This window comes from Desulfovibrio sp. (genome assembly GCF_019424165.1).
Taxonomy (GTDB): Bacteria; Desulfobacterota; Desulfovibrionia; order Desulfovibrionales; family Desulfovibrionaceae; genus Desulfovibrio.
Window position 1 is genome coordinate 153,116 of sequence record NZ_JAHZAA010000002.1, and the last position, 23,939, is coordinate 177,054.

Here is a 23,939-nt window from a genome sequence, read left to right on the forward strand (position 1 = left end):
TGGGGGTCACCACGGTCTGCCCCTGCGAGAAGGGGCCGGGTTGCGATACCTGTTCGCCTTCCTGCACGGTGATCTGCAAATTGCCGTGGGCCACGGCGGTGCGGGTAATGCGCACATCGCGCCCGAGCACCACTGTGCCTGTTTTTTCGTCCACCACCACCTTGGCGGCGGTGTCGGGGCTTACGTCCAGATTTTCAATGGAGGCCATGAGAGGCACCATGTTGTTGCGGTACTGCGCCGGAATGTCCATAGTGATGGACATGTCGTCTATGGCGCGGGCAAAGGGGCCGCCCATGGCGCCGTTGACGCGCTCGGCGATCTGCTGGGCTGTGCTGAAGTCGGCCGTGCGCAGGTGCAGGGTAAGCTTGTCCTGCTGGTTGAACTCAAACGGAATGCCCCGCTCCACGATGCCCCCGCCGGGGATAATGCCCACAGTGGAAATATTCTTGCTGACGCTGGCCGCCCTGCCCTGGCTGGAAAAACCGCCCACGGTCAGTGAGCCCTGGGCAAGGGTATATATCTTGCCGTCCACGCCTTTAAGAGCTGTTTGCAGCAGCACACCGCCCAAAAGCGATGTGGCGTCGCCCACAGAAGACACGGTAACGTCAAGGCGCGTACCCGGCTTGGCGGATACGGGCATACGGGCCGTCACCATCACCGAGGCTACGTTTTTGGTCTTGAGCGCCGAGGAGTCCACACCGATACCCATCCGGTCCATCATGTTTTTCATGGAACTCAGGGTAAAGACCGCATCCTTCTTGTCTCCCGTGCCTGCCAACCCCACCACAAGGCCGTAGCCGATGAGCTGGTTGTCACGCACCCCCGAAAAGGAAGCTATATCTTTGATGCGCACGGCCTGCGCGGGCAAGGCCATACTCAGCAGCAGGGCCGCCGTAAATATCCATAAAACGGGATGGCGCAAGATCGTCAATTTCATGGCGCTGTCTCCTTGCCGGAATACCGGCACTGCCGTTATTGCAGAAAGCATGCCGAAATCGGAAACCGCTGCACCGCGAGGGCTTGCGAAAAGACAGGACAGAAAATGCGGCAACGCCGCACAACACCGTATGACAAAAGGGAAAGGGCCGCCCCGTCAGGAGCGGCCCACACATATTCCGGGCAGAAAGCCCGTTGGTATAGAGCGTTTTCAGGGCAGTCAGATCAGGGACGCTGGCCCGGTCTTGCCCTTGCAGCCAGCGCAGCCTGCAAAAATAACGGCACGTCTTCAGCCCTGGGCCGGAGGCCCTGCGGGGCAGACGTGCCATCGCCTGTTGGCGCTTCTGAAAACCGGAGCGGGGGGCTGGGCAAAAGATATTGCAGACGTCCGGGCAATATCGCGACAACGCTGCCTTAAATGCGGAACAGCCCCGGCTCCTCACGAACAAGACTGGACGCAATAAGGCGGCTGTCGGGCTTGTAGGTGCCGTTAGCCACCTGAATGCGCAGGGCTTCGACCTTTTCGGCGCGCACGTCCGGGGCGCTCTGGGCCGCGCGGCGGGCTTCGGTCATGAGCAGGGCATCCTGCGAAACACTGACCGTGTCTCCCTGCCCCGCCTCTTCACCGGCGGTTCCGGCGCGCGGTCTTGCGCGCACATCGTTTCTGGCTGCGGCGTTCTTTTCCAGACCAGCCGCATAAGGGTCAAAAAAACTGTTTGGCGTATTCTTTATTTCCATACACTTTACTCCACTGGCGGCACGTTCGGGCCGCTCCGTGCAATCAGCCGCGCTGGTCCGTTTCGCGCGGCGGCTCTTCAAGCATGCTCTTGTCTACCTGCTCACGAATGATGCGCCACAAGGCATGCCGGGTGTTGCGCTGCACGTCTTCTGACAGGGGTTCCATACCATCCGGCCCCTCGCCCACAATATGCAGCCTCTGGCCGGGCGGATAGGTGAAAAACACCTCTTGCCCCACTTCCTTGCCCAGTTCCTTGCGGATATTTTCCACCACCGGGTTGTCGCTGCCGGTGAATATAAGCGTTTCGTACAGTTCACGGGCGACTTTTTCCACACAGGCCCGCCTGTGGGCAGCGGGGTCCGGATCATGCGGGTCTTCACCCAGAGAAAGGCGCCTGCGTACGCGAAAACGCGCAAGACGCCGGGCAGCCAGCAGTTGCTGCTCGTACCCCTGAAGCATCATGCGCAGTTTTGCAGAATTGGCGTCGGGCATGCATGTATCCGTCCTTGCTGTCTGTTCGGACGGGCCTGAAAAAACTTTAGACTTTTCTGTTCCGAACATCCCGGAGCATCCTTTCCTGCTCCGGGCGGCAAAAGAGCGCAGCGGCACGCGCAGGCTCCCGGCACAAGGCCCCGGCACTGCACCGGATTTACGGAAAAAGCAGCCGACATGCGACGACGCTGCCCCGGGCCGCACTACCCGCCGAAAAATCATGACTACAGAATATTCAGATCCAGGTGCAACGCGTCAGTTGCGGTTACGGGCCAGCACGCAGCCCACGGCCAGCAGGTTGAGCACGCCGAAGACAATCAGGTCCAGATGCATGCTCTTCATGAAGGCGTCCACCGTATCCGGCCCCGCAGGCCTGTCGCCGAGAAAAAATCCGAGCGTCAGGGTAATGACCGCCATATTCACAAGCTGCCCGGCCGTGCGCACCGCTCCGGTAAGGCCCGAGGCCTGTCCCACATGTTCCGGCCCGGCGCTTTCAAGAATAATGGTGGTATTGGGCAGGGCAAAAAGGCTTATGCCCACGCCAAGCAGCCCCTGGGCCGCCAGCAGTACGCCGATGGGCGAATCCACCTCAAGAAAGGCCGAAACCAGCAGCCCCAGGCCGCACAGCCCCACCCCCACGGCGCTCACATGGCCGGGATTGAACCTGAGGCACAGGCGGGCGGCCACCGGCGTAGTCAGGGCCTGCACCACGGACTGAAGGGCAAGAAACATTCCGGCCTGCTGCACTGTCATGCCCAGGCCAAACTGTAAATAAAGGCTGAAGAAAAAAAGTATGCCGAAAAATGAGCTGTAGTTGATGAAGGCTGCCAGTGAGGACAGGGCAAAAACCCTGTTGCGGGCCAGCATGCGGACATCAAGGATGGGAAACTCGCTGCGCAGTTCCTTGATGCAGAAAATGACCATAAGCACCACAAAAGCGCCTAGCAGACAGCCCGCCATGACAGGATACCCCGCCAGCTCCGACGAACCGAAAGTAAGCGCCGTCATGGCCAGCCCGTAGATAAAACAGCCTGTCCAGTCAAAGGGCCGCCCCTTGGCGGTACGCCAGTCCAGCTTGACGAAATACTTCATGAGCAGCAGAACGCCCACAGAGGTCAGGGCGTTGCCCCAGAAAAGCCAGCGCCAGCCAAGCCAACCCGCCACAAAACCCGCCACGGGGGGGCCGCAGGCAATACCGGCGTACACGGCTGCGCCGCTGTAACCAAGGTAGATGGGGCGTTTTTCTGCCGGCGCGGCCGAGGCCAGCAGCGCCAGCCCACAGGCGTTGAACATGGCCCCGCCCATTCCCTGCACAAGGCGCAGGCCCAGAAAGAACTCCACTGAAGTGACAAAGCCCAGCAAAGCCCCGCTGATCCCGAAAATAATCGTACCCAGAATAAAAATGCGCCGGTAGCCCCAGATATCGCCAAGGCTGCCGCTGGCAAGCTGAAACACCGCCAGCCCCATGGCGTAAAAAGCGCCCATAAGCCCCAGTTCACGCACGCTGGCATTGAGGCTTTCGCCAATGGGCGGCAAAACAGCGTTCACGCCCGCCATCATGAAGGGCATGCAGAACAGGGAGGTACAAACCGCAATCAGCAGCCAGCCATGGCCTTTTTCGATAGATGAAGACATAGCGGCACACTAGCGCCGGGCACGGACAAGGTCAATACGGCCGGGGGTTTGGCCCGAAGCCCGCCCGCACCTGCACACGCCTGAAGCAAAAAGCGCAAGGGGGGGCGCTTCTGTCCGCGCGGGCAGGGCCGCAGCAGGCCACGGGCAGGGCCATGTCAGGCTGCGGGCAGCGTCACGTCTGCCCCGAGCAGGCCGGACTCCTGCGCAAGCCGCAGGCACATATCGGCCTTGTTCAGGGTGTACAGGTGAATACCCGGAGCGCCGTTATCCAGCAAAAAACGTATCTGACGCACGGCAAATTCCAGCCCCACCTCGCGCACGGCCTCTACCCCGCCCTTTTCATCGGCCTTTTCAAGGTCAAGGTAGAGCTTGCCGGGAATATTGGCCCCGCACAGCGCAAGCACCCGCCTCAGCGAGGCAAAGCTCTGTATGGGCAAAATGCCGGGAATCACGGGCGTGTGAATGCCCTGACCGCGCAGATGTTCCAGCAGGTCGGCATATTCACGGGCATCGAAAAAAAGCTGCGTCACGGCAAAGTCCGCGCCGCTGCGCATTTTGTCAGCGGTATGGCGGCGGTCCTGCGAAATGGAGGTGGACTCGGGATGCGGCGCGGGATAGGCCGCCACGCCAATACCCATATAGGGCTGCTGGCGACGGGCAAACGTCACCAGATCAGACGCATGCCGGAAGCGGCAGTTACTCCAGTCCCAGTCTTCTCCGGCGGGCGGATCGCCGCGAAGAGCCAGCACGTTGTCCACACCGGCGGCCCTCAACTCGGAAAGATAGGTGGAGATGGTCTCGGGGTCGGCCCCCACACAGGTAAGGTGGGCCATGGTGTTCAGGCCGCGCCGCGCAAGCTCGGTCGTCACGGCCAGCGTGTTGCGCTGCTTGCCGCCCCCCGCACCATACGTTACGGAAGCGAACAGGGGCGCCAGGGGGCGCAGCCGCTCAACAGTTTCAAAAAAAGCGGGCAGATTGGCCTCATCCGCCGGAGGAAAAAACTCCAGCGAGAAGAAAGGTCTCTGGGCGGCGCGGATGCTGTCTCCGATATGCATGCGGCAACTCCTTATGGCAGCAGGTACGACCCATACGGGTCCGGATCCATTTTATGTTTATATCAAGATAAGCTGATATGTCAAGAAAAAAAGCCTCACGCCCTTGCCAAATGCCACACTTGGTCGTAATGCAGGGGCAAGAGCGCCTGCGCCGCAGCGCCTTCCCGGCCGCAAACCGGAAAAACCACTACTACTCCGGAATATTGCACTATACAGCAGACCGTAGGCAGCATGCCGGCTCCGCAACCGCCCCGACAGCGGCGATGCCATACCAGCAGATGCACAGCCACGGCCCACAGCCATGATGCATAGCCATGACGCACAGAACTGACCTTTATATTGCCGGACAGCCTGCGCCCGCCACCCCAGGCGGCACATGTTCCACCGGAACGGGCTGCGCCCGTACATGGCCCCGCGCCGCACGCGTTTTTCTGGCGAACTGCCTGTTTGTCTGCTGTCTGGCAGCCTTTTGGCAGGCCGCCGAGGCAGCGGACACCCGTTCGCCGGCCCGGCCCGACGCCCGCCCCGCCGCCACAGTGGACGCCGCCGCTGCTTCCCCCGTCGAAACAGCAGCCCCTTCCGACGAACATACCACCAATCCCCCGCCTCCCGCTCCCGGTGTGGCAGCACAGGCTCCTTCCGCCGCCGGGGTTGATGAACTGGGCAAGCCCGCGTGGCGGCAACTGGAACCCGGCCTTGACTTCGGAGAATTTCAACTGACAGACAGCGAAGCCCTGCTGACAGCCCTGCGCATTGATCCGGCCCACTTTGACTTCATCCTCTGCGCCCGCTCGCAGGATGGCGGCGCCCTGCGCTCGCTGAACCAGTGGGCCGAGCAGTATGGCCTCACCGCGGCCATCAACGCCAGCATGTACCTGCCGGACGGCATCACAAGCACGGGCTACATGCGTCAGAACGGACACTACAATAACAAGCGCATCGTGCAGCGCTTCGGCGCGTTTTTCGTGGCCGGGCCGGACAACCCGGAACTGCCGGGAGCCGCCATTGTGGACCGCGACGACCCGCAATGGGAACAGCGCATCAGCCAGTACCACCTTGTCATACAGAATTACCGCATGACCAGCGCCGACAGGCGCATCCTGTGGTCGCCCGGCGGCCCGCACTACTCCATTTCCGCTGTGGCGCAAGACGGCGACGGCCGCATTCTCTTTCTGCACTGCCGTCAGCCAGTGGAGGCCTACGCCTTTGCCCAGCAACTGCTGCACCTGCCCCTTAACGTGCGCACCGTCATGTATGTGGAAGGCGGCGGTCAGGCCGGGCTGCTGGTGCGCTCGGCCGACTGGAAACACGAACTTGCGGGGCTGAGCGCCGCCGGGCTGCTGGTCACCGGCGACCTGCGCGCCCAACTGCCCAACGTGCTGGGAGCCGTGCGCAAGGCTGCTACAAAAAACGAGGCCGCCACGCCGCCCGCAGATATCCCCACAGATACTTCTACAGATACTTCCGCAGCCACGCCTGCCGCCCTGACTCCGCCCGCCCGCTCCGACGGCTTCGACAGCTCTGACCTTACAGAGGAGAGGCCAAAGCCGCCTGCGGCCCTTCCTTCGCCCGAAGAACCTGCCGGGCAAAAGGCTCCGCCACAAACGGAAAACAATTAAAGTTTTTACTTTCACCATCGCCCTGCCGCCTGTCCGGCAGGCAACCACTGCGAAGGCGTAACCACTTTTTTTTGGTACCGTTACACGCCAGCGTAAGCTCCACAAAAACTTTGCAGGTATATATTCGCAAAGCTGTAATGCCCTAGTCATAACCGAAATAAAATGGCATAGTGAAACCGGTCTGACCGGGAAAGCTTTGCGGCTCGCCCCGCATCCGTATTATTGATAATAATTATTGATTCTCATAAAAAAGACTTTACTTTGGTCAGGACTTCTTACACAATAATTATCGGTATCCGGGGCTACAGGGGCATCCGCGCAACTGCGTGCCTACCGCCCGGGCTGCCCCGGCGGCAACCTAAATCAAGGCCCATGCCGGCCAAAAGCAAGTGAGGAAACCATGCCCAAGCATCTGGAAGTTTATAAGTGTACTCATTGCGGTAATATTGTTGAAGTGCTGCACGGCGGCGGTGCCGAACTCGTGTGCTGTGGCGAACCCATGAAGCACATGGTCGAAGGCGCTACCGACGGCGCGATGGAAAAGCATGTACCCGTTATCGAAAAAGTTGACGGCGGCTACCTGATCAAGGTGGGCAGTGTGCCTCATCCCATGGAAGAAAAGCACTGGATTGAATGGATTGAACTGCTGGCCGACGGCAGAAGCTACACCAAGTTCCTCAAGCCCGGCGATGCGCCCGAGGCTTTCTTTGCCATTGACGCCGCCAAGGTGACCGCCCGCGAATACTGCAATCTGCACGGGCACTGGAAGGCTGAAAACTAGATCCGCCGCAAGGCGCATTACAGAAAAGGTGCGGAAGCCCGCGCCATCTCCCAAGGAGGATTCCCCAATGCAGAAGTACGTTTGCAATGTCTGTGGCTACGAATATGACCCCGCCGAGCACGATAATGTGCCTTTTGACCAGCTGCCCGACGACTGGTGCTGCCCCGTATGCGGGGTGAGCAAAGACCAGTTCAGCCCGGCCTAACTTCGGTCTTTTCCAGCATTTTTCCCCGCTTTGCCGCTACTTACGGCAAAGCGGGGCTTTTCGTAAAGGGGAAGACCAAACACTTCGGAGAATATATACATGCAACCTGTTGAAATCAAAAAAGACATCTACTGGATAGGCTATGTAGACTACGACCATCGGGACTTCCACGGCTACTCCCGCTCCCCGGACGGTTCCACGTATAACGCCTACCTCATCAAAGACGAAAAAAATGTCCTTATGGACACGGTATCCTCAGGCTGCGAAGGCACGCTTTTGTGCCGCATGGCCAAGGTTCTGGAGCCTGAAAAGATCGACTATATCGTCTGCAACCATATGGAGCTTGACCACGCCGGCGCTCTTGAAGCCATCGTGGAACGCTGCAAGCCCGAAAAAATTTTCGTGTCGCAGGCTGGCCTCAAGTCCATGGCCGGCTATTTTTCCTGCAAAGACTGGCCCGTACAGGCGGTCAAGAGCGGCGACAGCATCAATATAGGCAAGCGCACCATAATTTTTCAGGAAACGCGCATGCTGCACTGGCCCGACAGCATGGTCTCGTACATTCCTGAAGACAAGCTGCTCATCAGTAACGACATCTTCGGTCAGAATATCGCCAGTTCCGCGCGCTTTGTAGACGATTTTGATGATGACGGCGAATATCTGCGCCGCGTCAAGGAATACTACTACAATATCGTGCTGCCCTACTCCCCCATGGTGCTCAAGACCCTGCCCGTCGTGGAGCAACTGGATATCGACATGATCGCCCCCGACCACGGCCTCATCCACCGTGGCGAAAAGGCCGTGCGCAGCATTATCGACCTGTACCGCACCATGGCCGAACAGAAGCCGCAGCAGCGAGCCCTCATTTTTTACGACACCATGTGGCAGTCCACTGAATCCATGGCGTATGCCGCATGCAGCGGGCTGGAAGAAAACGGCGTGCCCACGCGCATCATGTCGGTCAAAAGCAATCACCACAGCGCTATCATGACCGAACTGGCCGACTGCGGCGCGGTGCTGGCCGGTTCGCCCACCCACAACAATACGGTGCTGCCCCTGGTTGCCGCTCAGCTTACCTACATGAAGGGCCTGCGCCCCCTGAATCGCGTAGGCGCGGCCTTTGGTTCGTTTGGCTGGTCAGGCGAAGCGCCCAGGCAGTTGCACGAGCACCTGGCAGGCATGCACATGGTCATGCCTGTGGAACCGGTCAAGTGCAACTGGCGACCCGACCGCGACGTGCTCAAGGCCTGCCACGACATGGGCAAGACTGTGGCCGAAACATTGAAAAAGAAGTGCCAGGAAGGATAGCCCAAAGCTTTTCCTGCAACAAAAAAGCGGCGGAAGTATCTACTTCCGCCGCTTTTATGTTGCAAAACAGCTTCATTCAGGCCAGTCATCCACGGCGGGCAGGCCCGCCCAAGCTGTTCGCGCCCCGTGAACGCCTGAACACGTCAAGAGTCCGTGCGCTCAAAACCGCAAGCCCCTGCAACAGGCTGAAGATGCAATGCTCTGCACCCTGTCAGCAGATGACAGGCAGCCTACGGGTGGCACTTGGACTTGGCGCAGCCGGTAAGGTCCTTCTTGAGTTCGGGCTTTTCAGCCACAACCTTGCTGTGGCAGGCAAGGCAGCTCGTATGCTTGAGCTCGCCCTTGGCGTGAACAACGTAGTACAGGCTCTTTTCACCCTTTTTGGCGGTCAGGTCGTCATGGCAACCGGAGCTGCCGCATTTGGCATAGCTTTCCTTGCCGTCCACCAGGTGGTGGCAGGTCACGCATTCCACTTTTTCGTGGGGAGCGTGGGGAAACATGACTGTCTTTTGCGAGCCTTTGACCTCAACAGGCTTGTCAGGCACGGCAGGAGCGGCCCAGGCGCTCACGGCAAGAAGCAGGGCCAGCATACAGGTAAGAGCAAGAGTTTTTTTCACAGCGATCCTCCAAGGTAAAAAACAACACATGAGAATTTTTGCAAGCTTACGGCCAGCATGGCAACGTGTCAATGGGGAGTCCGAAACACATTTTCAAGTCATTTACACTGTCATAAACGTCTTTTACGTGCATATCCCCTGGGTGTAAGCATATACGACCCAACAGATCGGCTTTCATTGTTGCCGATAATAAGCAGAGAGAGCATATCCACCTGTGCGGCATCAAAGGCATCCAGTCTGTGTACGCTCACACTCTGTCCCGGTCTGTACGCCTGCCGCACCAGCCCCACAGGGCAGTCCCCCGTGCGAAAGCGGCGGGCCAGCTCCAGCGCATGGTCCAGATGGCCGGGCCGACCCTTGGAACGCGGATTGTAGATAACGCACACAAAGTCCGCCTCCAGGGCTGCGGTAAGCCTTTTGACAATGGTTTCCCACGGCGTCAGCAGGTCACTCAGGCTCACGCAGGCAAAATCATGCGTCAGGGGCGCGCCCAGCAGGGCCGCTGCCGCGCATACCGCAGGAACACCAGGAACCACGCCAAAGGGAACCGTATCCGCCAGACCGCGCAATTCAAGTATTTCAAGGGCAAGGCCAGCCATGGCGTAGATGCCGGGATCCCCCGAGCAGACAAGAGCCGTGGGCCGACCGGCCAGGGCCGCATCTACAGCGGCGGCGCAGCGCTCTGTTTCGTGGCGCATACCGGTGCTGATCAGTTCTTTGCCCTCCAGCAGTTCGGGAGGAACCATATCCATGTACAGGTGATAACCCGCCACACAACGGGCCTGGGCCAGCACTGCGCGGGCCTGCGGCGTAAGGCACTGGGCGTCGCCGGGGCCAAGACCGACCACATGGAGACTGGCGGCTTGCGTCATATCTGTTCTTCTTCCTTGTTGTTTTGACCGCTTGTCGTCTTGTCCGACTCCTGCTCGAGGGCCAGGGCCACAGCGACGGTCAACTGGGACTGAAAAATGGTTTTGGGTAACAGCAGGCGGGCCTCGCTGCATCCCGAATCCTTGCGTGCCGCCAGCAGGGCCGCAGCTTCGCACACGCTGAAAGGGGGCAGACCGAAACGCCGCCCTGCCGCCGCTGAAGGATTCGGCACCGGGCAGCGGGCCAAACGGGCCGCATCAAAGCCCCTGAGCGGCACGCCAAGGCGAAAGGCAATCTCCAGCAGGGCGGGTTCCCGCAGCTTTTCCGTCACCGTGCCAAGGGCGGCCACGGCCTGCATCTCAAGATCGTGCGTTGCAAAAAGCTCTTCAAAAGCTTCAAGAGCAGCGCCCAGCGGCAGGTCTTTGCGGCAGCCAAGCCCCACATACAGGCGCGGCACGGCCACGCGCATAAGGCCCTCGCAAGGGGGAAGCCGCCGCCAGTGCGCGGCCAGAAGTGGCGGCGCATGTGCTTCACGCTTTCCGGCCAGCAGCGACAGGGGCGGAACGACACCTTCATCACGGCAAGGCAAGACCTCCAGCGCGGGATGCGCGGGTACAGCCCCACAGGGATCCCAAACCCGCAGGCTTTCACCTTCCATCAGGGCCGCCTGAGCGCGCGGCAACTGCCCCCAGTCCACAATGCGCAGACCGGCCTCACGCAAAAACAGATCCAGGGCCGGAGCGCGCTCCACAGTCAAAGCCCTCCCTGACCCGTCTGCACCTGCATGCCGGTGCTCTGCTGCGGAAAGTCTGTCCTCTTCTGCAGAAACATCTGACGCTGTAGTGATGACGGGAGTGGCCCGCAACAGAAGCGCCACATGGCGGGCCAGATGATTGCCGCCACCCCAGTGGCCGGAAATCAGACTGATGACGTAGTTGCCGGCGGCATCCAGCACAAGAACCGGAGGATCCTGGCTTTTGTGAACCAGCAGGGGGGCCAGGGCGCGCACGGCAATACCCGCAGCCCCGATAAAGATATGCGCCCCGTGCTGCCGGTAGGCGGTGGAAAGAAAGTCGCCAAGCCGTGTAAAAGGCTGTGCATCGGGAGGGCAAAAGCGCTGCGGCGTAAAGATACGGCAATGTTCCAGGCGGTCGCCCCCCGGCGCTGTCCAGGGCTGATTCGCCAGCAAAGTCTTGAGCCGCCGTGCAAGGGGCAGCGCCGAAAGGCTCAGGGCGTAACAAGCCAGCGAAGTTTTTTCAGAAACAGGGTGCAAGCAAACCTCCGGCGGCCTTTCGCCGCGCGTGGCCTGAAAAAGAAGGCGGAATTGAAATACAGGAACGCAGGATCATACGAAAGCACAGCCACAGAAAATTTTAAAGGTCCTCTGACAGCGTTTTGTGCGCGAATGTCTGTGACAAAATGGGGTTTTGCCTTCAGGCCAGTGCATCTACGCACCCTCCTGTTGCCAAAACCCCATTTTTCCTATCCGTATACAGCGGCTCTGTGCAAAGCGGCCATGTAAAAGCAGACCCTAGAACATCACCTTGCGGGCCGCATCCAGGGCGCGGTTGAAGTCTTCATCCGTATGAGCAAAAGAAACCATGCCGGTCTCATAACCCGAGGGGGCAAGGTAGATACCCTGAGCGCGCATCTGCTTGTAAAAATTTGTAAAGAGCTTTTGGTCGCACTTTTGCGCATCGGCAAAGTCCGTCACTTCATGTTCGCTGAAATAGGGGCAGAACATGGAAGCCAGCGTGGGCATCTGCAACGGTACGCCCTTGGCGGCAATGATGTCGCGCAGGCTGTGGGCAAAAGCGCGGGTACGGTTTTCAAGGCCGTCATAATCTGCCTTTCTGAGAATGCCCAGCGTGGCAAGACCGGCAGCCATGGCCAACGGATTGCCCGAAAGGGTCCCCGCCTGATACACGCCGCCACGAGGAGCGATCAGCTCCATATAGCGGCGTTTGCCGCCAAAGGCTCCCACAGGCAGGCCGCCGCCGATGATCTTGCCGAAGGTGGTAAGGTCGGGGTCAACCTTGAAGCGCGCCTGCGCCCCGCCAAACGCCGCACGAAAGCCCGTGATGACCTCATCAAAGATAAGCAGGCTTTCATACTGGTCGCATATGGCGCGCAGGCCCTCAAGAAAGCCGGGCCTGGGCAGCACAAGGCCCATATTGGCCGCCACAGGCTCCACAATAATGGCGGCAATGCTTTCACCGTGACGGGCAAAACATTCCTTGACGGCTTCCAGGTCGTTATACGGGGCAAGCAGGGTGTCCGCTACCACGGCGGCAGGCACGCCGGGCGTGCCGGGGATGGAAAACGTGGCAAGCCCCGAACCGGCGGCAGCCAGAAAAGGATCGGCATGCCCGTGGTAGCAGCCTACAAACTTGAGCACCTTGTCACGCCGGGTGGCGGCGCGGGCCAGGCGCAAGGCACTCATGGTGGCTTCGGTTCCCGAGTTGACCATCCGCACCATCTCAAGGCTGGGCATGGCGGCCACCACGGCTTCGGCCAGCAGCACCTCATCAGGGCATGGCGCGCCGTAACTGGTGCCGCGATGGGCGGCATCGCACACGGCACGGGTGACGGAAGGTTCGTCATGCCCAAGAATCATTGGCCCCCAGGAGAGCACAAAGTCAATGTATTGCCGCCCGTCCACATCAGTAAGGCGGCAACCGTGTGCCTCGGCAATAAACAGCGGCTGGCTGTCCACATTGTGGCACGCACGCACGGGGCTGTTGACACCGCCGGGTATGACAGCCTGGGCTTTTTCAAAAAGCTGGCGCGAAACAGTATCCATTCTGGCTCCTTTATAACATTTTGTGCTTGGGGGCTGTTGCATGGCGGCCAATCTTGTCCGCCCGTGCCAGACCGTGAATGCCGCCGCGCTGTGAACCGTGACGGCATTTTATTTTTCATGAATATTTTCAGCAACAAAATGCTAGGTAAAATACGTCATGGAAGTTTTTTTCAGTTCCTTGAGGCTGCGCAGGATGGCGTGTTCTTTCAGGGAAGTCGTGCGCTTGACGTCTTCAACAACGCTCAGGCATTCGGCCTCACTGCGGCCATGAATCATTGTATACATCTCATAGGGCCAGTCAGGAGCGGAGCTTGGGCGATAATAGACGTGCGAAATATGGTTGTGCTCTGCCGCCTTGCGGCCGCAGTCGTCCACCAGGTCGGGCGTGACCTTCCACGCGACCATGGCGTTGTGGGTCCATCCCGTTTTCTGGTGCTTGATGCTCGCCCCGAAACGGCGGATGGCCCCGGACGCCTTGAGGCGGCCAAGCAGTTCGAGCACTTGCGCTTCTGTCATGCCCGCCTGCTCCGCCAGATCGGCGTAGGGGGTCAGACTGTCGGGCAGGTTGGCCTGCACAATGCGCAGAACGGCTTGTTCCTCTGGGCTGAATTGATGGCTCATGGATTCTCCGAATAGACAAAGAAGATGCCGCGAGCAACAGCACGCGGCAAGCGGCCATGCCCCAAGGCATGGCGCAGGCCGAAAGCCCGGCCCGGGGAGCGCCCCGGGCCGGGAGAAAAAACCGCACTATCAGCGCGTAAACGAACGGGCAAACAGATTCTGAATGGCTACGCGGCCGTTATCTTCAAGAAAGCGCGTACCCGTCGCGGCAAAATGGGGCTGCTCAATGGCGGGATTTTCCACCTGCACCCATTTATCTTTACGCCAGTCAAACCAGGCATTTTTGGCCTGATCAAAAACCAGCAGGGGTTTGTTGCAGATTTTGGCGAATTCCGCCCCCCAGCCTGTGCCGCCCGTGACCGTGCCGTCGGGCTGGATGGCTCCGACCACTATGATCTGGTCGCCACTGCTGACCTGCCAGCAGATGGACTGCAGCACCTTGCGAAACAGGGGCGCGCGCGTGTATTCACGGTTCATGAGGCGCGACACATAGGTAAGGCTCACATCTTTAAGGGCCAGTTCTTCAGACGTAAGAACACGCACGCCACGGGTGCGCTCCATCTGATGCCCCTCAAAACTGTAATTCACTTCCTCCATGCCCCAGCTTTCAGCCAGAGCGCCGAAGAACTGTTCTGTACCGGCGGCGCCGCCGCTGTAAAGCACACATTGGTTGGGGTTGAGCATGCTGCCTCCTCAAGGATTGTTGCGCCGGGCAAATTGTGGATAGTGGTCTGTGTATCCGGCAGAAGCGTCATGGTCATCATTGCAAAAATTACAGCGCTCGGCAAGGCTGGCCGGATAAAGAAATGGTTGGCATGAGCCGCCTGCGCCGCAAAATATTTTTCCGGGCAAGGCCTGGCAGCGGCATACGAGCCACAGCACGGGCCACGGGCAGAGTGCTCCGCAACAAACGGCAACAGAGCACTGCAACGCAGGCAGATGAAGAACAGACAAAGGCAAGAAAGAAAATGGAGAACGGGGAAGGGACGGAAAAAGAGCAATCCGCGCTACGCTGAAGCCACCCTGGCACGTGGCAAGGCAACGGCACACCAGCCAGACAAACGGCCCGGCCACACAGACGCGCGAACAACGCCAATACAGCAGCCTTGCAAAGGCAAACACTCAAAACTTGCAGTGCGCTGCTCAGTAGCTGCTTGCGCAAGGCATGATGGCCCTGCCTTTATGCGAAGGACTTCGGCTCTCTGAAGCAGCGCTGTGTCTTCTGACCAGACCGCGCTTGTGAGCCGCCAGCGTTTCGAGGCAAAACCGGCCCAAAGGGCAAGCGCAGGTAGTTCTGGCTGCCTGCGCTCATGTGGAGCGGGCTGGCTAAACCCGTGAAGGGGCACACCGTTCAGGGAGTTGCCTGCCCGCCACAGTCAAATAAACTGTGCCGCACCGCCGTTTTTACGCCACAAGGCGCAGTGCCTGTGCGGGGTTAGAAACGCAACGAACAAAAAACGCCCCAAAAAGCGAGGGGCGTTATGTTGCTGCTGAACCCTAGTAGCGGGGCTGACGAGGAGCCCTGGGTTTGGCTTCGTTGACGCGAAGCGTGCGACCGCCAAAGCTGAAGTTGTCAAGAGCTTCAATGGCGGAGTCGGCTTCGCCGTCTTCCATTTCCACAAAGCCGAAGCCGCGGGCACGGCCGGTATCCCTGTCGCTGACAAGTTTCACAGACAGAACGCTGCCGTATTCGGCAAAAAGATCCTGAACCTGTTCTTCAGTAGCAGACCAGGGAAGGTTCCCGACATAGATGGACTTGGACATGAAACACCCTCACAAAAAAAACAATCTTCCCGCGCTTACACCCGATAAAACGTATTACCGGTACGCGGCCCATGCAAGTCACAGAAACACGCTTTGACAAGCTTGTCAACGAAAGTACTAAAAAAAGTTGGCATTGCGCGCTTTTTGCGTGATAAAAACATGTGACGCAATGAAATAACTGGATGTTTTAATCAAAAGATGTTCAATACCTTCAAAATGTTATACGCCAACAGCGCCAGAGCATCATCAACTATCTATCTGCACAGCAAAGAGACGCTGCATCAAAATCAGAGCATTTACATGTGATAGGCAAGCCTTTGTGCAGTAAAGATGCGGACTGTTTGACCGCACAAACATATTATACGCCCATACAACAGATATAAAAATAAAGGCCTTACGTGTGAAATTATGCGCAATCAATGCTGGATAAAAACAAAAATAACGCCATCGCCAGGTCCGGCAACGCAAAAAAACACTGCGTTTCTTGTTTTTATATAGAACATTGGATGTGAGAAAAAAGTGGGGATTCTTATCTGATATCAAAAAAAACGAAGAGAATTTACAGAAGAGTTACCTGGGTACCCTGCACATGTGGCTAAAAAAATGGAACATCAGGGCTGTTTCCGACGCGCAGCTTTCCATGCTGTTATTTTGCCCTGCCGACAACGGCGCAAGCACCTGCTCGCGTTAGCGGCATGTCCAACGGAGCTTCTGCCAGCGCCAGCCAACGCAGCCCACGCCTTGCTCGATTTGCGTATGCAAGCGCCGGAGCGGCACGTTGAAAGTATACCAGCCTGACCGTGTGCTTTCCCCGGTATGCGACCAGCGGCGCAGGCGTACGACATGGCAACCGCGCTGATGTGCATGAGGCTTTTATGATAACCGACCGCGCGGCATGCGACACAACAACCAGCAAGATGGCCGCCGTGCGCGGCAGCGATGCCGCGTCAGACCGTAATTGCCCTGATTTTCGAAAGGTATTTATGGCGTCAGTAACAGAAAGACTGAAATTGCGCGACCTGCGACATGGGAAGGGAGACAAAAAACAGCAGCGTGCCGAAAGGCACGCTGCTGCATGAACGACTATGAACCGCTTTCAGAAGGCGGCGGCGACCAGTCCGGGGCCATGTCTTCAAAAGACGTGTAGGGCGACATGTACATAAGCTCCGCCACTCCCACAGGCCCGTTGCGCTGCTTGCCGATGATGATTTCGGCCACGCCCTGAGGGGGGCGTTCGGCGGGCTTGACGAATTTATACACGTCATCGCGATAGACAAACATGATAACGTCCGCATCCTGCTCAATGGCGCCGGATTCGCGCAGGTCAGAGAGCATGGGGCGTTTGTCGCTGCGTTCTTCCACCTTTCTGTTCAACTGCGAAAGCGCCACTACAGGCACATGCATTTCCTTGGCAAGCCCTTTAAGGGAGCGGGAAATATCTGAAATTTCCAGTTCGCGCGAGTCTGTGCGGCGGCTGGTACGCATGAGTTGCAGGTAGTCAACAACCACCATGCCAAGCCCCTTGTCCGCCTTGAGCCGCCGGGCGCGGGCGCGCAGCTCCAGCGTGGTGAGGGCCGGGGTATCGTCAATAAAGATGGGCGCGCGGGCCACAACGTCGGCCGCGGCATACAGGCGCTGCCAGTCATCGTCGGTGAGCAGCGACGGACGGCGCAGCTTGGAAAGATCCACCTTGCCCCACACGGCCAGCATACGCTGCATGAGCTGTTCCTTGCTCATTTCAAGCGAAAAGACGGCCACGGGAACGTTCTGGCGCACGGCGGCGTGCAAGGCCATACACATCGAGAAAGCCGTTTTACCCATACTGGGGCGGGCTGCCACAATGATCAGGTCCGAGGGCTGAAGCCCGGCAGTAAGCTTGTCCAGACGGGTATAGCCCGTGGTGACGCCGGTGATTACGTCCTTGGCGTCGGCCAGGCGGGAAAGATTGTCAAAAACCCTGTCCAGCAGTTCGCGGGTGGGGGTGAAGTCGCGTCCGGAAGTGCGCTGCGAAATGGCAAAAACCGCCTGCTCGGATTCGTCCAGCAGGGTTCCCACTTCAAGGGAAGCATCATAGCAGTTGGTGATGATACCGGAGCATGCTTCGATAAGGCCGCGCTGCAGGGCTTTGTCGCGCACGATGGTAGCATAATATTCGGCGTTGGCGCCGGAGACCACGGCCTGGGCAAGATCGCCAAGGTATACGGCCCCGCCCGCTTCTTCCAGAGCGCTACGGCTTTTCAGCATTTCTGCCGTGGAGAGCAGGTCTATGGGCGCGGATTTGCGGTACAGCTCAAGAAAAGCGCCGTAAATGGTGGCATGGGTCGGCACATAAAAATCTTCGGCAGCCAGCTGGTCCACAATGGCGTGCATAAGCTGGGGGCGCATGAGCACGCCGCCGAGCACAGCCTGCTCCGCCTCCACACTGTGGGGCGGCACGCGGCGCAAAAGATCGGCCTCGGCCCTGTCCGTAGCACTGCCCTGCCGGGCCTTGAACGAACCCTGGCCCGACTGGCCGCCACGGCCACCGCGACCGGAAGTGCCGTTCTGCCCAAAAGGCGCGCCCCCGGCCTCGGGGCCGGGGGCGGAGCCATGATCACTGTGGGAAACCACTACATCCCCTATTCAGCGGCCTCAGCTTCTTCAGCGGGAGCTTCAGGAGCAGGCTCTTCTTCAAAGGACTGGTGGTCGGACACAACCTTCACCGGCACCAGCGCAATAACGCTGGGGTGCAGGCGCACACGCACGGGGTGTTCGCCCAGGGTGCGGATGGGGGCGTCCATAAGAATGCGGCGGCGGTCAACATCCACACCAAGGGCGGCGATGGCGTCGCCGATGATGGTGGTGGTGACGGAGCCGTACAGCTTGTCGTTGTCGCCCACGTGCATGGTGATGACCACGTCAAGGGCTTCAAGACGGGCCTGCATGTCCTGGGCTTCAGCGCGCAGGGCATCCATATGGGCCTGCAGCTTTTTGCGTTCCTGTTCAAAAACTTTCAGGTTGGCCTGCGAGGCCACCATGGCCAAACCCTGGGGCAACAGAAAGTTGCGGCCATAACCGGGTTTGACATCAACCACATCACCAAGGCTGCCGAGATTTTCCACGTCGGCGCGAAGTATCAGTTTCATGTGCGCCTCCTTAGATGCTGCTCTTTTTCTGGACGCCGGAATCGTGCGTCGCGGTGTAAATGAGCAGGGCCATCTGACGGGCGCGCTTGATTTCGCGGGTCAGCAGGCGCTGGTGATGCGCGCAGGTACCGGTGATACGGCGGGCAATGATCTTGCCGCGCTCGGTGATGAAATCACGCAGGATATCGGGGCGCTTGTAGTTCAGGGGCAGGTCTTTGTCTGCGCAGAAGCGGCAGAACTTGCGGCGCGGGGCAAATTTCTTCTTAAAGGCCATTTAAGCAACCTCCCCGACCACTTCGTCGGCCAGCTTGACGGTCACAAACTTGAAGACGCCGTCGGTCATGCGAATGTTGCGTTCCAGTTCGGCCACCAGAGGAGCCGGACCCTGGTACACCAGACGCACGTAGTAGCCGCGCATCAGCTTGCGCACCGGGTAAGCGAGGTCGCGCATACCCCAGTTGTCCACTTCTTCCATAACGCCCTTTTCACGCTCGATAATACCGGTGAACGTGCTAACGACGCCCTCGCGGTTCTCGGCGGAAAGCTCCGGCGAAAGGAGCAGCAGGGTTTCAAATTTCCGCATTGTGTTTCTCCTTGTGGATTGACAGCCCGCCACACACAGGTACGGGCAAGGAACGTGTTGTATACTGCCCGCCATGCGCCCTGTCAAGGAGCAATGCGTTCACACAACGCCGCTGTAGGACATGTTCCGGGGGCATGCCGCAGTTTTTTGCCGGCATTCCGGCGTCCGCCGCGGCATCAGGGCAGATGCGCCGGTTTTTCTGCCAGCAGGCTGTAGTCATCGGCGATCCAGTCACTGATGGGCTGTACGCCTTCATCGCCCACCCTGGCCCACGCGCCCTGCCCGTCACTGTCCGTCAGCCACACCTGCATAAAGCGCAGCCGCAGGGCAAGCCGCCGCATGGTGGCGCTGTAAAGCCCCTCCACACACTGACAGACCACCGGGGCCACACAACGTTTGCGCCCCGGCCTGTTGAGCACGACGCAAAGCAGCATTTGTGTGCCGGTAAGCCTGTGGTAGCGGTCTGCTTCGTCCACATCGCCCATTTCAAGACGCGCCCCGCCTGCGGAAATATTCACCAGCCGAAGTTGTCCGGGGCTGTCTTCGCGAAAAACAAAATCAGGGGCTCCCAGGTCGCGCCAGTGGGCGGGCAGCCTGCCCCGCAGCCACAAGTCAACGGAGCGGACCATGCCCGGCGACGGAAATATCCGCTCGTGCTTGCGCAACTCACGCTGCACATAGGCCTCGGGCCTGCTGATCTCTATTTCGCACTGGCGGCTTTCGGGGTCCACATGATTATGGATGATGTGGGTTTTGCACAAAAACCCCTGACGGGCCTCAACGGTAGACATCTTGAAGGTATGCACAAGCAGCGCGCGCGGCAGGTTGAAATGGATAAGACACTGCTCGCCGTTGAGCGCATCGGGCAGAAAGTTGACGCTGCACACAAGCAGCACGCTGGCCCGCCGCACTTTTCGTATGCGGCAGTACACGTTATCCATCTGGCGGTTGCGATTGATAAAGATAACTTCTACACAAACCTGGTGCGCAAAGGCCGCGTCAAGCACAGTCCCGACAGAGGGCTTCTTGACGGCCATGTGACCCAAAGCATGCCTGAAGCGGTTGAAGAAAAGCATTTCCTGCCTCTTGCGGGGCTGCCCCCTTTTCATGTTCGGAAGCGCAAGACAGAACAGATAGCTCTACGTATAATAGATTTCTTTATTCCGGCATACGATCTTTGTCAAACATCCATCCGGCATGTCCGGCGCGCGCCATGCATTGCAGGCCGGGCGCATGCAGGACTGCTTGCATCCCGCCCCGCTTGCATATACTGTGCGCGGCATGTCCGACACCATCTTTACCATAGAACATACCGACGGGGCCGCCCGCGCGGGAACCCTGCGCACGGCACACGGCACGATACCCACGCCCATCTTCATGCCCGTAGGCACGGTAGGCTCGGTCAAGGCCATTGCGCCTGACGATCTGGCCGCCATTGGCGCGCCCGTGATACTTGGCAACACCTACCACCTGTATCTACGCCCCGGCGACGAACTGGTGGCCCGGCGCGGCGGCCTGCACAAATTCGCCTCCTGGCCCGGCTCCATCCTTACGGACAGCGGTGGTTTTCAGGTATTCAGCCTCAGCTCGCTGCGCAAAATCCGTGAAGAAGGGGTGGAATTTCGCTCACACCTTGACGGTTCCCGTCACCTGTTCACGCCTGAAAAGGTATTGCAGATACAGCGCAATCTCAATTCCGACATCATGATGGTGCTTGACGAGTGCGTGCCGTATGGCGCGGACTATGCGTATACTGAAAAATCTCTGGCCCTCACCACGCGGTGGGCATTGCGCGCCCGCGCAGCCTACCCGGCAGGCACGGCGCATAACCTGCTTTTTGCCATCACCCAGGGCGGTTTTCATAAAGACCTGCGCACGCGCTCGGTGGAAGAACTTTGCGGCCTTGATTTTGACGGCTTTGCCATCGGCGGCCTTTCGGTGGGCGAACCCAAAGTCCAGATGTATGACCTGCTCTACCACACCGCCCCCCAACTGCCCGGCAACAAGCCCCGCTACCTTATGGGCGTGGGTACGCCGCTCGATATCGCCAACGGCATCAACGCCGGGGTGGACATGTTCGACTGCGTGCTGCCCACCCGCAACGCGCGCAACGGCACGCTCTATACCTCGCAGGGCAAAATAAACATCAGGCGCAAGCAGTTTGCCGAAGACGACGGCCCCCTGGACCCCCACTGCCGCTGCTATACCTGCCGCAACTTTTCGCGCGCCTACCTGCGCCATTTGTACGCCAGTCAGGAGTTGCTCTCTTTTCGTCTCAACTCCCTGCACAACCTCACGTATTTTCTCGACCTGGCCCGCAATGCGCGCCAGGCCATCATTGAAGGCCGTTACGCAGCCTTTCTTGCGGGCATTGAGGCGCTCTATCCCGATGAGGCGGCAAGAGCCGCTGCCGGAGCGTAGCCCGAAAAAAGCGCTATCCCGATGAACTCAAGCCCGTTCCGGTTCAGGCAAGTGTTGCAAACGCTTCGCCTGCCCTGGAACGGGCTTTTCCTGTCAGTGGGGGGACCAACCCGCCACCGCGAAAAGCGGAAAACGGAAAGTCCGGACCCCCGCACGGATCAAGACGGAACCGCCTGAGGCCGGGCCATTGCCTCCTTTGCCCCCTGCCCCTTCCTGTGGCATACTGCCCGCGAACATCCGCCAGCCGCGCCAGCGCGCCGAAAACGGGCGGGACAAGCCAGTACGAGGTTCGCATGCAAGCCAGCCACAGGTATTCCCTTACCCTTTCCACTGCCAGCAACCCGCTGAGTCTGCGGGGCATGGTCACAAGCCCCCACTACCTGGCCTCCCAGGCGGGGCGCGACATTCTGCGCGCGGGCGGCACCGCCGTGGATGCGGCCATTGCCGCAGCCGCCGTGCTTTCTGTGGTCTACCCCCACATGTGCGGCATTGGCGGCGACAATTTCTGGCTCATATACGATGCGGCCTCGCAACAACTGCGCGCCCTCAACGGCAGCGGCCGTGCCGCACGGGCGGCCACCACCGACCTGTACGCCGGGCGCGGCCACAAGACCGTACCCACGCGCGGGGCGCTGGCAGCCATTACTGTTCCCGGCGCGGTGTCGGGCTGGGCAGCCGCCTTTGATCACAGCAAGAAACATATGGCCTCGCCCCTGACCTGGGGCGACCTGCTGGAATCCGCCCGCGAATATGCCGAAAACGGCTTTGCCGTATCGCATTCTCTGGCGGGCAGCCTGGCGCTTGTAAGCAGCGGCAAGGCCAACTACAGCCTGAACGACTGCCCCGAATTCCGCGAGCTTTTCTTTACATCCGAGGGGCATGCCCCGGCATTTGCCTCCATTCTGCGGCAGCCGCACCTCGCCCGCACCCTCAGCCGCCTGGCTGCCGAAGGGCCTGAAGAATTTTACAGCGGCGCGACAGCCCGGGCCATCGTGGCTGCCATGCAGCGCCACGGTGGCCTGCTTTCGCAGGAAGACCTGAACAGACACACGGCCGACTGGGCCGAGCCGTTGCGTGTGGCCTACCGGGGCTACACGGCCTGCACGCCGCCCCCCAATTGCCAGGGACTGGCAACACTTGAAATTCTCAACATCCTCAACCAGATGGATATCACCTCCCTGGGCGAAGGCACGGCCGATTACTATCATGTCATGGCCGAGGCCACGCGCGAAGCCTTCATTGACCGCCAGCACTACCTCACAGACCCGGACTTTGCCGACATCCCCACTGCCAGGCTGCTTTCTCCGGAGCATGCGCGGCAACAGGCGGCGCGCATCCGGATGGACAAAAGCGCCGGCCCCCTGCCTCCGCTGCCCCCCGGCGGCGACACCATCTGGCTTGGCGTGGTGGACGCGGCCGGCAATGCGGTGTCGCTCATCCAGAGCATTTACCACGAGTTCGGCTCGGGCATTGTGGCGCACGACGCTGGTTTTGTGCTGCAAAACCGGGGCTGCGCCTTTGCCCTTGAGCCGGGGCATGTCAACAGCCTTCGGCCGGGCAAGCGTACCCTGCACACCCTGACGCCGGCCATGCTTCTCAAAGACGGCAGGCCTCATCTTGTTTACGGCAGTATGGGCGGCGACGGCCAGCCCCAGACCATTGCGGCCATGACCACCCGCATGGTGGACTTCGGCATGGAGCCGCAGGACGCCGTAAACGCGCCGCGCTGGCTGCTGGGCCGGAGCTGGGGGGCAGAATCCAATGACCTGAAGCTTGAAGGGCGCATTGCGGAAGATGTGGCGCGGGACCTGGAACAGCGGGGACATGAAGTACGGCGCATTGCGGACTTTACAGAAATGATGGGGCATGCCGGGGCCATCCTGCGGCGGCCGGACGATGTCTGGCAGGGTGCCACAGACCCGCGCGGCGACGGGCAGGTGGCAGCGCTGTAGCAGCCTTTGCGGCAGCAGGCGTGCCGGGCGCGGTCTAATAACGCGGCCCTGGGAGGCAGCCGTGTACAGCAGCACGAAACCTGACCGGCTCTCAACAGGCTCTCACATGCCCGCGCGACATGAGCCGGGTAGTCGCACGGCAGCCATCGGCCGCGCTGCGTAAAAAAACATCAGACCGAAGGCCCCGGACACGCAAATGTCCGGGGCCTTCGGTCTTGTAACATCTGATTTTGCAAGCAGCGTTTAACTGATCCAGCTCCCGAGGGCATCCACAATCTTGCGGGCCTGCTCTGCGCTGGAAATGGTGAATTTGGACTGCTGGCGGTATTCACCGCCGGACTTCTTGTAACGCCGGATAACATACATGTCCGGCCCGAAATCATCCTTTTCCGGCTGCCATTCCTGGTAGCGGA

The 23,939-nt window shown here is 59.7% G+C and carries 23 protein-coding genes; 6 read left to right on the forward strand and 17 right to left on the reverse strand.

The genetic code is table 11. The features are described 5' to 3' along the window. The 5 genes from QZ377_RS01785 to QZ377_RS01805 form a co-directional block, all read right to left on the reverse strand. The coding region (locus tag QZ377_RS01785; RefSeq protein ID WP_291438976.1) for a flagellar basal body P-ring protein FlgI at window positions 1-937 on the reverse strand (937 nt) is incomplete at its 3' end. Between the two features lie 413 nt (window positions 938-1,350). Further along, window positions 1,351-1,674, reverse strand: coding sequence for a flagellar biosynthesis anti-sigma factor FlgM (gene flgM / locus QZ377_RS01790; protein ID WP_291438978.1), 324 nt, complete (start codon window positions 1,672-1,674; stop codon window positions 1,351-1,353). A gap of 43 nt (window positions 1,675-1,717) precedes the next feature. Further along, the gene (locus tag QZ377_RS01795) at window positions 1,718-2,167 is read right to left on the reverse strand and encodes a DVU0524 family FlgM-associated protein (RefSeq protein WP_291438980.1); all 450 of its coding nucleotides are present in this window, start codon (window positions 2,165-2,167) and stop codon (window positions 1,718-1,720) included. Between the two features lie 255 nt (window positions 2,168-2,422). Beyond that, window positions 2,423-3,802, reverse strand: coding sequence for an MFS transporter (locus tag QZ377_RS01800; protein ID WP_291438983.1), 1,380 nt, complete (start codon window positions 3,800-3,802; stop codon window positions 2,423-2,425). Between the two features lie 155 nt (window positions 3,803-3,957). Further along, the gene (locus QZ377_RS01805; protein WP_291438985.1) at window positions 3,958-4,857 is read right to left on the reverse strand and encodes a methylenetetrahydrofolate reductase; all 900 of its coding nucleotides are present in this window, start codon (window positions 4,855-4,857) and stop codon (window positions 3,958-3,960) included. A gap of 314 nt (window positions 4,858-5,171) precedes the next feature. Between QZ377_RS01805 and QZ377_RS01810 the strand changes: the two genes are divergently transcribed. The 4 genes from QZ377_RS01810 to QZ377_RS01825 all read left to right on the forward strand — a co-directional run bounded on the left by QZ377_RS01810 (window position 5,172) and on the right by QZ377_RS01825 (window position 8,770). After that, window positions 5,172-6,476: a phosphodiester glycosidase family protein gene (locus tag QZ377_RS01810; protein ID WP_291438987.1), complete on the forward strand. Its 1,305-nt coding sequence runs from the start codon at window positions 5,172-5,174 to the stop codon at window positions 6,474-6,476. A 400-nt stretch (window positions 6,477-6,876) separates the two neighbouring features. Continuing rightward, complete coding sequence (locus tag QZ377_RS01815) at window positions 6,877-7,257, forward strand: desulfoferrodoxin (RefSeq protein WP_291438989.1); 381 nt, start codon at window positions 6,877-6,879, stop codon at window positions 7,255-7,257. Between the two features lie 67 nt (window positions 7,258-7,324). Then, the gene (locus tag QZ377_RS01820; RefSeq protein ID WP_012625631.1) at window positions 7,325-7,462 is read left to right on the forward strand and encodes a rubredoxin; all 138 of its coding nucleotides are present in this window, start codon (window positions 7,325-7,327) and stop codon (window positions 7,460-7,462) included. Between the two features lie 99 nt (window positions 7,463-7,561). Next, the gene (locus QZ377_RS01825) at window positions 7,562-8,770 is read left to right on the forward strand and encodes an FprA family A-type flavoprotein (RefSeq protein WP_291438992.1); all 1,209 of its coding nucleotides are present in this window, start codon (window positions 7,562-7,564) and stop codon (window positions 8,768-8,770) included. A gap of 230 nt (window positions 8,771-9,000) precedes the next feature. Here QZ377_RS01825 and QZ377_RS01830 read toward each other — a convergent pair whose 3' ends face one another. From QZ377_RS01830 to QZ377_RS01885, 12 genes are all read right to left on the reverse strand, one after another. After that, window positions 9,001-9,387 (reverse strand): cytochrome c3 family protein, encoded by a 387-nt coding sequence (locus tag QZ377_RS01830; protein WP_012625633.1) that lies wholly within the window; start codon window positions 9,385-9,387, stop codon window positions 9,001-9,003. Window positions 9,388-9,497: 110 nt separating this feature from the next. Next, window positions 9,498-10,259, reverse strand: coding sequence for a precorrin-3B C(17)-methyltransferase (gene cobJ, locus QZ377_RS01835; protein WP_291438994.1), 762 nt, complete (start codon window positions 10,257-10,259; stop codon window positions 9,498-9,500). Further along, entirely contained in the window at window positions 10,256-11,530 is a 1,275-nt protein-coding gene (locus tag QZ377_RS01840) for a cobalamin biosynthesis protein (protein WP_291438996.1), read from the reverse strand. The genes cobJ and QZ377_RS01840 overlap by 4 nt, the downstream gene beginning before the upstream one ends. 258 nt (window positions 11,531-11,788) lie before the next feature. Continuing rightward, complete coding sequence (gene hemL, locus QZ377_RS01845; RefSeq protein ID WP_291438998.1) at window positions 11,789-13,060, reverse strand: glutamate-1-semialdehyde 2,1-aminomutase; 1,272 nt, start codon at window positions 13,058-13,060, stop codon at window positions 11,789-11,791. 141 nt (window positions 13,061-13,201) lie between these two features. Beyond that, window positions 13,202-13,681 carry a siroheme decarboxylase subunit beta gene (locus tag QZ377_RS01850; RefSeq protein ID WP_291438999.1) on the reverse strand — a complete coding sequence of 160 codons (480 nt, stop codon included), beginning with the start codon at window positions 13,679-13,681 and terminating at the stop codon, window positions 13,202-13,204. A gap of 129 nt (window positions 13,682-13,810) precedes the next feature. Next, a complete protein-coding gene (locus QZ377_RS01855) occupies window positions 13,811-14,365 on the reverse strand; it encodes a hypothetical protein (RefSeq protein ID WP_291439001.1) in 555 nt (184 codons plus the stop codon). Window positions 14,366-15,178: 813 nt separating this feature from the next. Next, window positions 15,179-15,445 carry an RNA-binding protein gene (locus QZ377_RS01860; RefSeq protein WP_022659825.1) on the reverse strand — a complete coding sequence of 89 codons (267 nt, stop codon included), beginning with the start codon at window positions 15,443-15,445 and terminating at the stop codon, window positions 15,179-15,181. Between the two features lie 1,083 nt (window positions 15,446-16,528). Beyond that, window positions 16,529-17,890 (reverse strand): replicative DNA helicase, encoded by a 1,362-nt coding sequence (dnaB, locus tag QZ377_RS01865; protein WP_365853842.1) that lies wholly within the window; start codon window positions 17,888-17,890, stop codon window positions 16,529-16,531. Between the two features lie 173 nt (window positions 17,891-18,063). After that, window positions 18,064-18,570, reverse strand: coding sequence for a 50S ribosomal protein L9 (gene rplI / locus QZ377_RS01870; RefSeq protein ID WP_012625642.1), 507 nt, complete (start codon window positions 18,568-18,570; stop codon window positions 18,064-18,066). 10 nt (window positions 18,571-18,580) lie between these two features. Continuing rightward, window positions 18,581-18,844 (reverse strand): 30S ribosomal protein S18, encoded by a 264-nt coding sequence (gene rpsR / locus QZ377_RS01875; protein ID WP_012625643.1) that lies wholly within the window; start codon window positions 18,842-18,844, stop codon window positions 18,581-18,583. Then, window positions 18,845-19,153 carry a 30S ribosomal protein S6 gene (rpsF, locus tag QZ377_RS01880; RefSeq protein ID WP_291439006.1) on the reverse strand — a complete coding sequence of 103 codons (309 nt, stop codon included), beginning with the start codon at window positions 19,151-19,153 and terminating at the stop codon, window positions 18,845-18,847. A gap of 176 nt (window positions 19,154-19,329) precedes the next feature. Further along, window positions 19,330-20,229 (reverse strand): hypothetical protein, encoded by a 900-nt coding sequence (locus QZ377_RS01885; protein ID WP_291439008.1) that lies wholly within the window; start codon window positions 20,227-20,229, stop codon window positions 19,330-19,332. Between the two features lie 205 nt (window positions 20,230-20,434). Between QZ377_RS01885 and tgt the strand changes: the two genes are divergently transcribed. Both tgt and ggt read left to right on the forward strand, forming a co-directional pair. After that, on the forward strand, window positions 20,435-21,574 hold the full coding sequence (gene tgt, locus QZ377_RS01890) for a tRNA guanosine(34) transglycosylase Tgt (protein WP_291439066.1): 1,140 nt from the start codon (window positions 20,435-20,437) through the stop codon (window positions 21,572-21,574). 293 nt (window positions 21,575-21,867) lie between these two features. Next, window positions 21,868-23,526 carry a gamma-glutamyltransferase gene (ggt, locus tag QZ377_RS01895; RefSeq protein WP_291439010.1) on the forward strand — a complete coding sequence of 553 codons (1,659 nt, stop codon included), beginning with the start codon at window positions 21,868-21,870 and terminating at the stop codon, window positions 23,524-23,526. Window positions 23,527-23,939 lie beyond the last annotated feature (413 nt).